A 15,023-nucleotide genomic window follows, 5' to 3' on the forward strand; every position below is an offset into this window, starting at 1 on the left:
CCTACGCACGGGGTACGACAGAATCAGGGAGCGTGGAGATGCCGGACGCCGGATTGGCCCGCCAGTCGACCATCTACCGGGCGGGCACGCTGGGCCGCCGCCCCGTGGTGCCGGCCGACTTCGCCGAGCTGGAACGCCGCGCGCGGCGGGTCAGCAGCGCGAAGGCCTGGGCGTACGTCGCCGGCGGGGCGGGTGAGGGACGCACCATGCGGCGCAACCGGGCGGCGTTCGACCGGTGGGCGATCGAACCACGGATGGCCGCCGGCACCGTCGGCCGGGATCTCTCCGTCGACCTGCTCGGCACCCGGCTGCCCAGTCCGCTGCTGCTCGCCCCGGTCGGCGCGGGCGCGCTGATGGGCAGGGACAGCGACCTGGCGATCGCCCGGGGCGCGGCCGCGACCGGCACGCCGTACGTCTTCTCCAATCAGGGGTGCAACCCGATGGAGGAGGCCGCGGCGGTGATGGGTGACACGCCGCGGTGGTTCCAGCTCTACTGGAGCTCCGACGAGCGGCTGGTGGACAGCCTGATCGCGCGGGCCGAGCGGATCGGGGCCGGTGCGCTGGTGGTCACCCTGGACACCACGGTGCTGGGCTGGCGGCCGCAGGACCTGAACCTGGGCTCGCTGCCGTTCGCCACCGGGCTGGGGATCGCCCAGTACACCTCCGACCCGGTCTTCCAGCAGATCGTGGCGGAGCGCGCCGGGCTGCCCCGGGACCGGCCGGCGGTGACGCTCGGTGCGATCCGGGCGCTGCTGGCGATGTCCCGCAACCACCCCGGGTCGTTCTGGGCCAACCTGCGGTCGCCGATCCCCAGGGCCAGTGTCGAGACGTTCCTGGACATCTACTCCAACCCCGGGCTGAGCTGGGAACACCTGGCCACGTTGAAGCAGCGGACGCGGCTCCCCGTCGTACTCAAAGGGATTTTGACCGAAAAAGACGCCCGGCGAGCCTTCGAGATCGGCGTGGACGCCGTGGTGGTGTCGAATCACGGCGGGCGGCAGGTGGACAACGCGGTGGCGTCGCTGGACGCCCTGGTGGAGATCCGGGCCGCGCTCGGGCCGGAGCCGACGCTGATCTTCGACAGCGGGATCCGGACCGGCGCGGACGTCTTCACGGCAATCGCGCTGGGCGCCGACGCGGTCCTGCTGGGCCGGCCGCACCTGTACGGCTTCGCCCTGGCCGGCGCGCACGGCGTGGCCGAGGTGATCCGCAACGTGGTCGCCGAACTGGACCTGACCATGGCCCTGACCGGCGTCCGGAGCATCGCGGAGATCACCTCGGACCTGCTGCGCGAGCAGCCGCTCAGCGTGGGGAGTTCGGGTGCGGAGCGCGCCTGAACTCCCCACGCAGCGGGCCTAACCGACCGGGTTCCAGCCGTCCGTGCCGGCCAGGTACTTCTGCGGGGTGTAGGACGCCGCCTGCGCCGCGCTGAGCTGCGGGCGGTTGCCGTTGGTGGTCGCGCCCGCGCCGGTGTTGGCGTACTCGAAGAACCGGGCCTTCTGCCAGGTGTTGCCGGACATGTCGATCCACGGCTGCGCGGTCGCGAGGGTCGCGCTCAGGCTGGTCTCGCGGAACACCACCTGGCCGTCGGCCCGCCACGGCCGGCCCAGCTGGGTGGTGCTGTTCGTCTTGCCGGTGACCGTGGACTTGTAGAAGAGGAAGCCGTAGGTCTGCGCGGCCGGCGTGCTCGCCGCGGTGATCGGGCCGCCGGCGGTGCGCTTCTCATAGATCTTGCAGGCGTTGAAGACCGCGGTGCCGCCGCCGAAGATGAAGTCGACGGTGCCCTCGATGTAGGCGCCCGCGAAATACGCCCGGGCGCCGTCGTTGACGAGCAGGGTGTCCTGGTCGCCGAGCAGCCGGACCGAGGTGAACTGCGCGCGCACCCCGTCGACCCGCAGTGCGACCGCCTGGGTGCCGGTGGTCAGGCCGGTCTCGTCGAAGTCGTTCGAGACGGTCAGGTTGGCGGCCGTGAAGTCGGCGCCGTAGACGTACACGGTCGGGGTGTAGAACGTGCCGTAGGTGGCCGCGCCGCGGTTGTTGACGATCACCACGTCGTCGGCGGAGTCACCGCCGCCCTGCAGGGTGACGAACGGCTTGGTGGCCGGGACGGTGACGATCTCCCGGTAGGTGCCGGGCTTGATGGTGATCGTCACCCGGGACTTGTTGCCGGTGGCCACCGCGTCGATCGCGGCCTGGACGGTCTTGTACTTCCCGGTCCCGTCGGCGGCCACCGTGTAGTTCGCGTTTTTCACCACGAAGGCGAATTGTTTGTTGGTATTCGCGCTGCACGTCTCCTGGATGATCGACGCACCGGTCGCGGTCGACGCGGCCTGGTCCGTGACGCAGAGCCCGCTGTTGACGTTGATCACCTGGTACGTTCCCGAGCCGCTCGCGGTCAGCTTCCACAGGTCGTGGCTGGCCTTGGCGTCGCAGGTGGTCTCCTGCAGCGGCTTGCCCGAGGTGGTCGAGCCGTTCGGCACGTCCACACAGAGCCCGCTCGCGGTGTTCTTCAGCTGGTAGACCGCCGAACCCGCGGAGACCAGCGTGTACGCGTCGCTGGCCGTGCAGGTGTTCTGCTGCAGCAGCACACCGGAGGCGTCCAGGCACAGCCCGCTCTTGGTGACCGCGAGCTGGTACGTCGTTCCGGCGGCCGGCACGGTGGCCGCGTCGGAGGGGAGCACGGCGTACCCGATGGCGGCCGCCGGCACCGCGGCGAGCAGTGCCGCCACGGCGATCCGGCGAGGTGAAACCGACAAGACAGGGTCCTCTCGCAAGCGCGCGACGACCGGGGAATGTCATCACGCTGTGTTATCACCGACCTGGGGGTGGACGGCGAATCAGTAGATGCGCGAGCGTTCCCACGACAACGGAAATCTCGAGAACTTTTTTTGACTGGTCTCCGAGGCGCGTGCCACGATACGGCGCGCTGCAGCTGGCAGGCGTGGAACCGGGACGGCGACGGTCAGGAGTGAACGGACGGTGAGCGAGACTCGGACGGCGGTCGGGTGGGACGTCACCGGCCTGGTACGTGACGCACAGTCAGGGAACCTTGATGCCCTGGACCGCCTGATCACCGGGCACCTCTCGCTCGTCTACAACGTCGTCGGGCGCGCCCTGAACGGCCACCCGGACGTCGACGACATCGTCCAGGACACCATGCTGCGGGCCATCCACGGCCTCAGCTCCCTGCGCCAGCCTGACCGATTCCGTTCATGGCTTGTCGCGATCGCGTACCGCCAGGTCCAGATGCACCTGCGGTCCCGCAAGATGACCCTGCTGCGCCGCCACCCGGAACCGGTCGACGTGGCCGACCCGGCCGGTGACTTCGCCGAGCGGACCACCGCCGAGCTGGTCGTCACCGAGCAGCGCCGGGAGCTGGCCGAGGCCGGCCGCTGGCTGGAGGACATCGACCGGGAGTTGCTCGCGCTCTGGTGGCAGGAGTCGTCCGGCGACCTGACCCGCGCCGACCTGGCCGCCACGCTGGGCGTCACGCCGAAGCACGCCGCGGTCCGGGTGCAGCGGATGAAGGAACGCCTCGACCTGGCCCGCGGGGTGGTCCGGGCGCTGCGTGCCAAGCCGCCCTGCCCGGACCTGGCGCACCTGATCCGGTTCTGGGACGGCGCCACCGACTCGGTCTGGCGCAAACGGCTGGCCCGGCACGTCCGGGACTGCCCGCGCTGCCGGGTGCGGCAGGGCGGCCTCGTCCCGCCGGAGCAGCTGCTGCTCGGGCTGGTCGCGCTGCCGGTGCCCCTGGCCCTGACCGCGGCGCTGCAGGCGGCGATCCACGGCGGGTCGGCCGCGCCGGCGGTGGTCGCGGCGGCCGGGCACGGGACCACGCTGGTGGCACTGCTGCAGAACAAGGCCCTGGTCGCGGCGACGGCGACGACCGTGGCGGTGGCCGGCGGGTTCGCCTACGCGGTGCACAACTCCCCCGCTCCGCCGCCGGTCGCGATCGCCCCCTCGGCAGCGGTCCCGGCCCCGGCCCCGGCCGCACCGTCGCTGTCCCCGCCTTCGTCGTCGCCTTCCACCCCGGCGCGGATCGCTGCCACGAAGATCTACGTCGCCCCGGGCGGCTCGGACGACGGCGACGGCAGCCTGAAGCGCCCCTACGGCTCCCTCGGCAAGGCCGTCGCGGCGGTCAGGCCGGGGTGGACGATCACGATGCGCGGCGGCACCTACCGCCCTACCAGTCCGATTTCGATTACCACGAGCGGGACCGCTGCCAAGCCCGTCTCCCTGGTCGCCTACGCCGGCGAGCGGCCGGTGCTGGACATGTCCGGGATCCCGGCCGACCAGTGGGCGATCACCCAGCAGGCGTCCTGGTGGCGTGTGGAGGGCTTGGAGATCACCGGGGCACCCGGTCAGGCATATGTCTGCCGGTCCTGCACGAACTCGGTCTTCCGGCGGCTCTCGGTGCACGGCAACGGCAGCGCCGGCCTGATGCTTCGCGACGCCGGCACCGCGAAGAACCAGGTCCTGGACAGCGACTTCGCCGACAACCGCGGCTCCGGGCTGGCCGTGCAGTTCGGCGACGGCGGCGGCAACCTGCTGCGCGGCAACCGGGCGTACCGCAACGACGGCGACGGGATCAACCTCGGTGGCTTCGCCGGGCCGGTCAGCGTGGAGTACAACTGGTCGTTCCGCAACGGCGGGAACGGTTTCGCGGTCGGCGGCGGCACCCCGTCGACCGGCGCCGCGCACACCGTCCGGCACAACGCGGCGTGGAACAACACCGGGCACGGTTTCGTCGACGAGGGCAACACCGCGGCGCTCGTGCTCAGCAACGACACCGCGTTCCGCAACACCGGCCTGGGCTTCGCGATCACCACGGCGCCGGCCACCCTGCGCTCCGACGTCGCGGTCGGCAACACCCAGGGTGAGCAGGGCCTGTCGGCCACCGCCAAGGCGGCGAACAACTCCTGGCAGGAGAAGGCGATCAGCTTCCGGTCGACCGACCCCACGACCGCTGAGGGCTCTCGTACGACGGACGGCGGACTGCCGCCGACCACCTTCCTGGCCACCACGAACGGGGCCGGAGCGTCAATGCAGGGCGGCTGACCCGTCGGCCGCCCGCCTGCGCCGGGAAGCCGGCTGGTTCTCCGGGGTGTCTCCGCGGCGCGGAGACACCCCGGGAAACCAGCCGGAGTCGGGGGACGCGTGACGGCCGGGAGTGGGCACGGTCGCGCGTCGCCTCACGGGCGGGACTCGGCTCGTAGCCTGCGGGCGGGCGCCCGGTATCCGTACCAGATGGGGGTCAAGCGGCGCCCAGCCAGCTGCGGACCTCGGCGATCTCGTCGTCGCTGAGGGCGATCGCGGCGGCCTCGGCCCGGTTCAGCACGTTGTCGGCGAACGCCGAGGCGATCTCGGTGGCCTGCGGCGGCGGCTGGCGGTACAGCGGCGCGCCGCCGAACGCGGTGCCCCGGGTGACGAACGCGATCGCGCTGCGGCTCACGTCGACGCCCTGCGCGGCCATCTGGTCACGGGCCCAGCGGGTGGCCTCGGTCAGGTTGAAGTGGTGGACGGCGGCGTAGTCGGCGAGCGACTGGTAGACCGCCGGCCACATCTCCCGGGGCAGCCGGGGCAGGCTGAGCAGGGCGGACAGCCGGGCGACCGGTTCCGGCGCGGGCCCGGGACCGGCGCCGGACTCGGGCGGCTCGTGGCGCAGCGCGTCCCAGACGAAGTGGTTGGAGAACTTCGCGTTCGGCAGGGTGAGGCTCTCCAGCGCGCGGACGAACCCGCCGTTGCCGAACCAGCTCGTCTCGTCGACGCTCGGACCGAGCTGGCGGCGCAGGTCGTGGGCGAGCGAGGCCAGGTTGAGCGGGCCGGTCGCCGCGGTGTAACGCCAGCCGACCAGGTCGCGGAACTGCTCGTAGGAGACCGGGGTCTCCGGGTCGACCGCGGGGGCCGGCTCCTCGTCGCTCTCCACCGGCTCGCCCTGGACCAGTTCGAGCAGCTCCTGGCTGGTGATCAGGCGGTCGGCGACCGCGATGAACGCCTCGGCCGCGTCGGACGGCGAGACGATCGTGGTGCGGCGGTCGGCGCGGCGCAGGCGGACCAGCAGCGGGGTCATGTCCGAGTCGCCGGAGGCGATGACGAACTCCTCGTACCGCACCGGGTCGGCGAGCGTGTCGACCGCGTCGACCACCATCCGGATGTCCGCGGCGTTCTTGGTGTGCGTCAGCCGCGGGCAGTCGATCACCTCGAAGCCGGCGTTCACGAAGAACGGCCGGAACTGGGAGTAGTACAGCCGGGGCGGGGAGGCGTCCGGGTCCGGGTTGGGCACCCAGCCGCCCGGGTTCATGTAGCAGCGGAGGATCAGCCAGCGGCGCGGGCCGTCGACGGTCAGGGCCGTGGTCAAGCGGACCAACCAGGCGGCCGGGTCCTTGGCGAACTGGATCGCCACATCCGGGTCCTGCTTGATCAGTCCGCTGAACACGTTGTCGAAGTCCAGATACAGTGCAGCGCGTACGCGGGCCATGACCGAAAACCTACCGTGCCCGCCTCGTCCGCGCCGGTGAGCGCCGAGGCCGGGCCGCGGCCCGGCCTCGAAACACTCGTTACAGCCGGCGCCGGCTGCTCGCGCCGGAGACCGCCGCCACGCCGACGGCGGCCAGACCGACCTGCAGGCCCAGCTCGATCCAGTCGATGCCGGGGGTGTCGTCGACACCGAAGGCCGCCGCGATGAACGTGCCGAGAATCCCCGCGACGACGCCGACGAGCAGCGTCACCCAGATCGGAATGCTCTGCTTGCCGGGCACGACCAGGCGCCCCAGGGCCCCGATGATCAGGCCGAAGACGATTCCGGTGAAGATGCCGTTGATCTCCATGTCAGCTCCTCGGAAAGGGTTGCGGCTCTTACCGTGCTCCTCGACCCCCGGGTCAGTCCAGATCCACGACGGTCCGGCCGAGCGGCCAGAACGCCACCGGGACCAGCTTGAAGTTCGCGATCCCGAACGGGATGCCGATGATCGTCACGCACTGGGCGATGCCGGCCAGCAGGTGACCGAGCGCGATCCACCAGCCGAAGAGGACCATCCAGAGGATGTTCCCCAGGCCGGAGCCGACCCCGATGCCGGGATCGGAGACCACGGTACGGCCGAACGGCCAGAGCGAGTAGAGCGCCAGACGCCCGGCGGCCACGCCGAACGGGATCGTGACGACCAGGGCGAAGCAGATCAGGGCCGCGAAACCGTAGCCGATCGCGAGGAAGAACCCGCCGCCGAAGATGAACCAGAGAACATTGAGGAGGAAGCGCACACCGATCAGCATGAACCTCGGTTGCCACCCGTAGGGGAACGCCCCGACCCCCGATCAGCGGAAGAGGGTGCCGGCGGCCGCGGTCCACGTCGCGACCAGGTCGATCCCGCCGGGGTCGCGGAGCCACTGGATCTGCAGGCCGTCCATCAGCGCCATGACCTGCCGGGCCAGGGTTTCCGGGTCCGGTACGCCGTACGCCCGGGCCAGCCCGGTCATCGTCGTGATGGTGGTCTGCTGACGGCGGGCGAAGTAGTCGTGTGCCGGGTGCCCGGGCGCCAGCGACTCCGCCTCCAGCACCGCGAAGAGCCGGACGATCTCCGGCTGGGCGGCGTTGCGCCGGACCAGCGCGTCGCAGATCTCCGGCAGCGGCACCTCACCGGCCGGTCGGCCGAGCGCCTCGGCGAGGGACTGGTGGTCCTGGTCGTCGCGGTGTTCCAGCACGGCGACCAGCAGCTTGTCCTTGGTGCCGACGTGGTGCAGCAGACCGGGCACGGTGAGCCCGCAGTCGTCCGCCACGTCCTGCATCGACAGGCCCCAGAAGCCGCGTTCGGCGATCAGCCGGGTGGTGACGTCGAGGATCTGCCGGCGGCGAACGGCGGCGGGCAGGCGGGGCCGGTCGCGGCGGCGGGGTGGGGCGGGATTCACGGCATCTTCCTATCAGCAGGCTCTTGCTCCCGGGTCGGAGCGTGGATATGTTTCCTAGCAGTTAATACCTAGTAGGTACTCAGTAAGGGAGTCCGGCCCGATGAAACCCGAGCTCAGCACCGCCGACCAGGCCGCGCTCACCAGCGGCAGCGACTTCTGGCGCACCACCGCCGTGGAGTCCGCGGACCTGCCGGCAATCACCGTGACCGACGGACCGCACGGGGTGCGGATGCAGGCCGACGGCGGAGACCTGCTGGCCGGCGTCCCGGCCACCTGCTTCCCGCCGGCCGTGGCCAGCGCCTCGACCTGGGATCCCGAGCTGCTGCGCCGGATGGGCGAGGCGCTCGGCGACGAGTGCCGGGCGATGGACGTGGCGGTGCTGCTCGGCCCGGGTGTCAACCTCAAGCGCAGCCCGCTCGGCGGCCGCAACTTCGAGTACTTCTCCGAGGACCCGATCCTGACCGGCGTGCTGGCCACCGAGTGGGTGCTCGGCCTGCAGAGCAAGGGTGTCGGCGCGTCGCTCAAGCACTTCGCGGTGAACAGCCAGGAGACCGACCGGATGCGGGTGAGCGCCGACCTCGACGAGCGCCCGCTGCGGGAGATGTATCTGCGGGCCTTCCACCGGGTGGTCACCCGCGCCCAGCCGTGGACGGTGATGTGCGCCTACAACAAGGTCAACGGCACGTACGCCAGCGAGCACCACTGGCTGCTCACCGAGGTGCTCCGGGACGAGTGGGGCTTCGAGGGCCTGGTCGTCTCGGACTGGGGCGCCGTGGTGGACCGGGTCGCCGCGGTCCGGGCCGGGCTCGACCTGACCATGCCGGGGCCGGACGCCGCCGGTGACCGGGCGCTCGTGGACGCCGTCGCAGCGGGGACACTGGACGGCGGGGTGCTGGGGACGGCGGCTCAGCGCGTACACAATCTGGTCCTGAAGGCCGGGACGCGCGAATCCGGAAGCTATGACGCGGCCGCGCACCACGCCCTGGCCCGGGAGATCGCCGGAAGGGCGATCGTGCTCCTGAAGAACGACGGCGATCTGCTTCCGCTGGGCGGGCAGAGTCTCGCGGTGCTCGGCGAGTTCGCGCGGACGCCGCGCTACCAGGGCGGCGGCAGCTCGCAGATCACGCCGACCCGGCTGGACGACGCGCTCACCGAGATCACCAACTCGACGAGCGCGACGGTGCGGTTCGCCGCCGGATATTCCGCCGACGGCGACACCGGCGACGAGGCGCTGCTCGCCGAGGCGGCCGAGGCCGCGGCGGCCAGTGACGTGGCCCTGGTCTTCGTCGGCAGCGTGCACGAGACCGAGGGCGCCGACCGGGACTCGCTCGACCTGCCGGCCGCGCAACTGGCGCTGATCGAGCGGGTGTCCGCGGCCAACCCGCGGACCGTCGTGGTGCTCTCCAACGGCGCGGTGCTGCTGACCAGCCCGTGGGAGGCCCGGGTGCCGGCGATCGTGGAGGGCTGGCTGCTCGGCCAGGCCGGCGGCAGCGCGCTCGCCGACGTGCTGTTCGGGCGGGTCAACCCGTCCGGGCGGCTGGCCGAGACGATCCCGGTGGCGCTCGCCGACCACCCGTCGTTCCTGGACTTCCCGGGTGAGCACGGCCACGTCCGGTACGGCGAGGGTGTGCACGTCGGCTACCGCGGTTTCGACGCGCGCGGGCAGGCGGTGTCGTACCCGTTCGGGTTCGGGCTGTCCTACACCACGTTCGCCTACGGGACGGCCGAGGCGACGGCGAGCGAGGCGGGCGTCGAGATCCGGGTGCCGGTGACCAACACCGGTGACCGGGACGGCCGCGAGGTGGTCCAGGTCTACGTCGGCCTGCCCGGCTCGGCGGTCCGCCGGGCGCCCCGCGAGCTGAAGGCGTTCGCCAACGTGCCGATCGCGGCCGGCGCCACCGCCGAGGTCACCCTGCACGTCGAGCGCGCCGACCTGGCCTACTGGGACACCCGGCTGAACCGCTGGGTGGTCGAGGACGGCGACTACGTGATCGAGGTCGGCGCGTCGTCCCGGGACATCCGGGCCACCGTCACCCAGCGGGTCACCGGGGACGACGCCCGGGTGCCGCTGACCGCGGAGTCCAGCGTCGGCGAGTGGTTCGCCGACCCGCGCGGGGCGGAGCTGCTGGGCGAGGTGTTCGCCTCGGCAGCCGGCTCCGCGACGGCCGCGCTCACCGCCGACCCGAGCATGCTGATGATGCTGGGCAGCCTGCCGCTGAGCCGGATGGCGATGTTCCCGGGCAGCCCGTTCACCGCCGCCGAGGTGGAGAAGCTGGTCCTGGCCGCCAACGACTGAGATCTCCGCATGTAGTAGCCCGGCGCCATATGGTGTCGGGCTACTTTGCTGTATCCGGTTGCCATAGTGTGCGACACACACTATCGTGTTGAGCATGACAATGGATGCGACGCTAGCCGGACATCTGCAGGAGCTGCGGCGCGGCACCGTCGTCGTCGCCAGCCTCACCGTCCTGCGATCGCCCGGTTATGGCTATTCGCTGCTCGAGACGCTGAGCCGGGCCGGCTTCGAGGTGGAGGCCAACACGCTCTATCCGCTGCTGCGCCGGCTCGAGGCGCAGGGGCTGCTGACCAGTGAGTGGAACACCGACGAGGCCCGCCCTCGGAAGTTCTACCGGACCACCGAGCAGGGCGAATCCCTCGCCGAAACCCTGCGCGGCGAATGGGCGCGGGTCGACCGCGCGATCGGCGACCTCGCTGTTGCGACCACCCCAGGGAGTGCGGAATGACCAACCTCGTCGACCGTTACGTGTTCACCGCGCTGCGCCGGATCCCCGAGCAGCAGCGCTCCGACATCGACCGGGAGCTGCGCGCCTCGATCGAGGATGCGGTCGAGTCCCGTCTCGACGCCGGCGAGAGCCGGGAGGCCGCCGTCGAGGCCGCGCTGACCGAGCTCGGCGATCCCGACCGGCTCGCCGACAGCTACTCGGGACGGCCCGGCTACCTGATCGGGCCGGAGATGTTCCCGATCTGGCGCAGCGTGATGAAGACCCTGTTCACGATGGCGCTGCCGGTCGTCATCGCGGTGATCGTCGTCATCCAGCTGTTCGACGACCCGAGCATCGGCACGGTGATCGGCACCGCCGTCTCCTCGCTGATCACGGTCGGCGCGCACATGGCGTTCTGGACCACGCTGAGCTTCGCCGTCGTCGAGCGCACCGGCGTCGGCAGCACCGACCTGAAGCGGGACTGGACGCTCAAGGACCTGCCGAGATATGAGCCCGGGCGGGCCACCACACCCCAGCTGATCAGCGGCCTGGTCTGGGTGGCGCTGCTGATCACGGCGCTGGTGCTGCAGCAGTTCACGTTCACCGACGTGCCAGTGCTCGACCCGGCGAACTGGGCGTTCTGGTGGCCGGTGCTGATCGCGCTGTTCGTGCTCCGCGGTCTCTACCACGTCTGGCTGCACCGGGTCGGCAGGTGGACCATGACGGTCGCGGCGGTCAACGCGGCACTGACCGTGGCCACCACCGCGCCGATGGTCTGGCTGCTCGCCACCGACAGGTTCTTCAACCCGGCGTTCCACGGCTTCCTCGAGCTGGAGGGTGGCGACGTGAAGACCTGGTTGACCACCACGGTGATCGCGGTGGTGGTGCTCGGCGGGCTGTGGGACATCTTCGAGACCACGAAGCGGGCCGTGCAGGAGCGCCGCGGCCTGCCCACGCAGGTGCCCGGAACCGGCCTCTAGCGTTCCGCTGAGCCCGAGCCCGTGTTCCGCTGAGCCCCAGCCCGTGTTCCGCTAGGCCCGAGCCCGTGTGAGCAGTGCCTGAATCCGGGACACCAGCTCACGCGGGCTGAACGGCTTCGTCACGTAGTCGTCCGCGCCGGCACTGAACCCGCCCTCGACGTCCTGCTCCTGCACCCGGGCGGTGAGCATGATGATCAGCATGCCGGCGGTGGACGGGTCGGCCCGCAGCATCCGGCACACCTCGATGCCGGACAGCAGCGGCATCGAGACGTCCAGCACGGCGAGGGTCGGATGGTGCGACCGGGCCATCTCCACCGCGGCCTGCCCGTCGCCGACCGTGAGCACCTCGAGTCCGGCCTGCTCCAGCTTGAACGCCACCAGGTCACGAATGTCGGCGTCGTCGTCGGCCACCAGGACCGTGGTCACGGCAGCTCCCCTCGATCAGCATCACTACCTGAATGACCATATCCGGTTATTTACCCCTTTGGCGGGCAGTCCCGGAATGCCGAGCCGACAGCCCCGGCGAACCTCGCAACCCAGCCGCAACCGTGGTGCGACCGGTCTGCATCCCCGCAGCGGTCTCCTGATTGCCGGACACCGCACGGACCGCACCGAGAGGAATCGCATGACTGCACTGATCTACGACATCCGCACCGAGGCGCTCTTCGTCTCGGACCTGCAGCGTTCCCAGCGACCGACCCCCGAGTTGATCCGCGCGGCCGTCACCGCGACGGTGGACCGGCTCGGCGAGGACGGCTGCGCGGAGCTGGTGGCTCAGGAGTTCGGCGAGCACCCGGACTGCGCGCCCGGCCGGATGCGCTGGGCCCGGACCGCGGTCCGCTCCGCGTTCGCCGCCTGAGGCGTTCTCGGCGCCGCTCGGCCGTTTCTGCGCCGCTCGGCCGTCTCGGCGCCGCTCGGCCGTCTCGGCGCCGCTCGGCCGGAAGATCAAAATCATGATGTCGTGCGTCCGCCGGGGTACAGATCGTCGCTCCCGCCGGGACCCCTGCGGGCTTCGCAGGCCGCTGGCGCGGCCAGAACGCGAAGCCCTCCGGGGCGACGTCCGTGGGTGGGCACGGAGGAAAACCCGTCGTCTCTCATCGCGGGAAAGGCGCGCGCCGCGCTGGCCCCGCCCCGGCCCGCGCCGTTACGCTCCCGGCATGACCGCGCGATTGAGCATGTGGTGGCCCGCCTGACCGGCGGCCACACTCCCCGCGCGTAAACATCACGCGGCCGCCTCTGTCGAGGCGGCCGTTCTGCATGGTCCGGCTTCGGCAGGGGCGTCCGCCCGACCGGAACGAGGAACCATGCCCTTCGCCCTCCTGCACCGCGACGGCGCCGACCATGTCGAGGTGCTCACCGGCGACGTGATCACCGTGGACACGCTCGCCGACATCCCGCTCGAACCCGGCCGCCCGGTGCTGGCCACGATCCCCTACCGGCAGATCACCGAACGCGGCTTCGACTGCGTCGACGACGGCGCGCCACTGGAATGCCTGCTGGTCTCGTCGGTCACCACCCAGCCGCTGAGCGACTTCCCCGCCGGTGACCTGCGGGTCTCCGGCGGCCGCTTCGACCTCGGCGACGACGAGTACGGCCGGATCGTCGAGGACGTGCTCCGCGACGAGATCGGCCACGGCGAGGGCGCCAACTTCGTCATCCACCGGGTGTTCGAGGCGTCCGTCGAGGGTGACCCGGTGGCGGCGGCCCGCGCGGCGTTCGGCCGGCTGCTCGCGAACGAGCAGGGCACCTACTGGACGTTCCTGGTGCACACCGGCACCCGGACGCTCGTCGGCGCCACCCCGGAACGGCACGTCAGCGTCAACGACGGCATCGTGATGATGAACCCGATCAGCGGCACGTTCCGGCACGGCTCCGGCCCGCTGATCGACTTCTTGGAGGACCCCAAGGAGGTCGAGGAGCTCTACATGGTCCTCGACGAGGAACTGAAGATGATGGCCACCGTCGCGGAACACGGCGGCCAGGTGGCCGGGCCGTACCTGAAGCAGATGGCGCACCTCACCCACACCGAGTACCTGCTGGCCGGGCGCGGGTCGCTGGACGTCCGCGAGGTGCTGCGGGAGACCATGTTCGCGCCGACCGTCACCGGCAGTCCGATCGAGAACGCCTGCCGGGTGATCGCCCGGCACGAGAAGCGCGGCCGCCGGTACTACGCCGGGGTGCTGGCCCTGCTCTCGGTCTCCGACACCGGGGAGCAGTCCCTGGACGCCCCGATCCTGATCCGCACCGCGGAGATCACCCCCGACGGCACGCTGCGGGTCCCGGTCGGCGCCACCCTGGTCCGGCACTCCACGGCGGCGGGCGAGGTGGCCGAGACCCACACGAAGGCGGCCGGCATCCTGGCCGCCCTGGGCGCGTCCACCATCCCGGCGCGGGTGACCGCCCCGCCGGCCGCGGGTGAACGAGAGCTGGCCTCGCTGGCCGCCCGCAACGTCGACCTGGCCCGCTTCTGGCTGGATTCCCGGGAGGAGGGCGCCCTCGCGGTCCCGTCCCTGACCGGCCGCACCGCCGTGATCGTCGACGGCGAGGACACGTTCACCGCCATGCTCGCCCACCAGCTGAAAGCCCTCGGCCTCACCGTCTCCGTCCAGCCCTGGTCCACCCTCACCGGTGTGGCCTCACCCGCCGCACCCTCGCCCGGCGCAACCTCGTCTGGTGCAACCCCGTCTGGCGCGGCCTCGTCTGGTGCCGATGTGGCCGGCGCGGCCTTGGCGGCGGATCTGCTGGTGGTCGGGCCGGGGCCGGGGGACCCGGCGGATCCGGACGACCCGAAGATGGTCACGATGCGCGGTGTGGTCGCGGCCCGGCTCGCGTCCGGGCGCCCGCTCTTCGCGGTCTGCCTGGGACAGCAGATGCTGGCCCAGCACCTAGGGCTGTCCCTGATCCGCCGGGACTCCCCCTACCAGGGGCTGGCCCGCGACGTCGACCTGTTCGGCACGGTCCGCCGGGTCGGCTTCTACTCCAGCTTCGCCGCCCTCTCCCCCGCCGCAGCTCTCTCCCCGACCGCGGCTCTCTCCCCGGGCGCGGCTCTCTCTCCGGCCGCCTTGATCGACTCCGCCTACGGTCCCGTGGAGATCGCCTGCGACCCCGCGGACCGCACCGTCCACGCACTACGCGGCCCGTTCTTCGCCGGCGTCCAGTTCCACCCCGAGTCGGTCCTGAGCCGCGACGGCATCGACGTTCTTCGTGAACTTCTCCCCACACTCCTCGCCGAAGTGATTAGCCCGCTCCCGAACGGGTAGCGATTACACGTCGGTGGTCCAAGGCGATCGAGAGCCTCACCTTGGGCCACCGACCCACTCCCCGCCACCCTGGGTGAACAACCAGCCGGGCCCCGAGCGGCTGCCGTTCCCACGGGCGCCGCCCCATGGACGCACCCGCCGCTGCCCCGAGGCGCACC

At 71.4% G+C, this 15,023-nt stretch carries 13 protein-coding genes; 7 read left to right on the forward strand and 6 right to left on the reverse strand.

From position 1 onward, the window contains the following. Positions 1–38: 38 nt before the first annotated feature. Positions 39–1,337, forward strand: coding sequence for an alpha-hydroxy-acid oxidizing protein (locus tag ADL15_RS43900; RefSeq protein WP_067705343.1), 1,299 nt, complete (start codon positions 39–41; stop codon positions 1,335–1,337). A gap of 18 nt (positions 1,338–1,355) precedes the next feature. Here the strand turns inward: ADL15_RS43900 and ADL15_RS43905 are convergent, their stop codons facing one another. Continuing rightward, positions 1,356–2,756, reverse strand: a complete 1,401-nt coding sequence (locus tag ADL15_RS43905) for a pectinesterase family protein (RefSeq protein ID WP_067705345.1) — start codon at positions 2,754–2,756, stop codon at positions 1,356–1,358. 223 nt (positions 2,757–2,979) lie between these two features. Between ADL15_RS43905 and ADL15_RS43910 the strand changes: the two genes are divergently transcribed. Continuing rightward, entirely contained in the window at positions 2,980–5,058 is a 2,079-nt protein-coding gene (locus tag ADL15_RS43910) for a sigma-70 family RNA polymerase sigma factor (RefSeq protein WP_067705348.1), read from the forward strand. Positions 5,059–5,254: 196 nt separating this feature from the next. On the opposite strand, the gene ADL15_RS43915 is transcribed toward ADL15_RS43910, so the two are convergent. From ADL15_RS43915 to ADL15_RS43930, 4 genes are all read right to left on the reverse strand, one after another. After that, the gene (locus ADL15_RS43915) at positions 5,255–6,478 is read right to left on the reverse strand and encodes an NYN domain-containing protein (RefSeq protein WP_067705350.1); all 1,224 of its coding nucleotides are present in this window, start codon (positions 6,476–6,478) and stop codon (positions 5,255–5,257) included. A 79-nt stretch (positions 6,479–6,557) separates the two neighbouring features. Continuing rightward, entirely contained in the window at positions 6,558–6,827 is a 270-nt protein-coding gene (locus tag ADL15_RS43920; RefSeq protein ID WP_067705352.1) for a GlsB/YeaQ/YmgE family stress response membrane protein, read from the reverse strand. A gap of 52 nt (positions 6,828–6,879) precedes the next feature. Then, on the reverse strand, positions 6,880–7,269 hold the full coding sequence (locus tag ADL15_RS43925; protein ID WP_198171271.1) for a YccF domain-containing protein: 390 nt from the start codon (positions 7,267–7,269) through the stop codon (positions 6,880–6,882). A 42-nt stretch (positions 7,270–7,311) separates the two neighbouring features. After that, on the reverse strand, positions 7,312–7,902 hold the full coding sequence (locus ADL15_RS43930) for a TetR/AcrR family transcriptional regulator (protein WP_067705354.1): 591 nt from the start codon (positions 7,900–7,902) through the stop codon (positions 7,312–7,314). Between the two features lie 100 nt (positions 7,903–8,002). On the opposite strand from ADL15_RS43930, the gene ADL15_RS43935 reads away from it, so the two are divergent. From ADL15_RS43935 to ADL15_RS43945, 3 genes are all read left to right on the forward strand, one after another. After that, a complete protein-coding gene (locus ADL15_RS43935; RefSeq protein ID WP_067705356.1) occupies positions 8,003–10,198 on the forward strand; it encodes a glycoside hydrolase family 3 C-terminal domain-containing protein in 2,196 nt (731 codons plus the stop codon). A 94-nt stretch (positions 10,199–10,292) separates the two neighbouring features. Then, complete coding sequence (locus ADL15_RS43940; protein WP_067705358.1) at positions 10,293–10,646, forward strand: PadR family transcriptional regulator; 354 nt, start codon at positions 10,293–10,295, stop codon at positions 10,644–10,646. After that, the gene (locus ADL15_RS43945) at positions 10,643–11,605 is read left to right on the forward strand and encodes a permease prefix domain 1-containing protein (protein WP_067705360.1); all 963 of its coding nucleotides are present in this window, start codon (positions 10,643–10,645) and stop codon (positions 11,603–11,605) included. The genes ADL15_RS43940 and ADL15_RS43945 overlap by 4 nt, the downstream gene beginning before the upstream one ends. 51 nt (positions 11,606–11,656) lie before the next feature. Here the strand turns inward: ADL15_RS43945 and ADL15_RS43950 are convergent, their stop codons facing one another. Continuing rightward, complete coding sequence (locus ADL15_RS43950) at positions 11,657–12,031, reverse strand: response regulator transcription factor (RefSeq protein WP_067705362.1); 375 nt, start codon at positions 12,029–12,031, stop codon at positions 11,657–11,659. Positions 12,032–12,230: 199 nt separating this feature from the next. On the opposite strand from ADL15_RS43950, the gene ADL15_RS43955 reads away from it, so the two are divergent. Continuing rightward, positions 12,231–12,464 carry a hypothetical protein gene (locus ADL15_RS43955; RefSeq protein ID WP_067705364.1) on the forward strand — a complete coding sequence of 78 codons (234 nt, stop codon included), beginning with the start codon at positions 12,231–12,233 and terminating at the stop codon, positions 12,462–12,464. 445 nt (positions 12,465–12,909) lie between these two features. Beyond that, a complete protein-coding gene (locus ADL15_RS43960) occupies positions 12,910–14,865 on the forward strand; it encodes a chorismate-binding protein (RefSeq protein WP_067705366.1) in 1,956 nt (651 codons plus the stop codon). Positions 14,866–15,023 lie beyond the last annotated feature (158 nt).

The organism is Actinoplanes awajinensis subsp. mycoplanecinus (assembly GCF_001509495.1).
Classification (GTDB): domain Bacteria; phylum Actinomycetota; class Actinomycetes; order Mycobacteriales; family Micromonosporaceae; genus Actinoplanes; species Actinoplanes palleronii.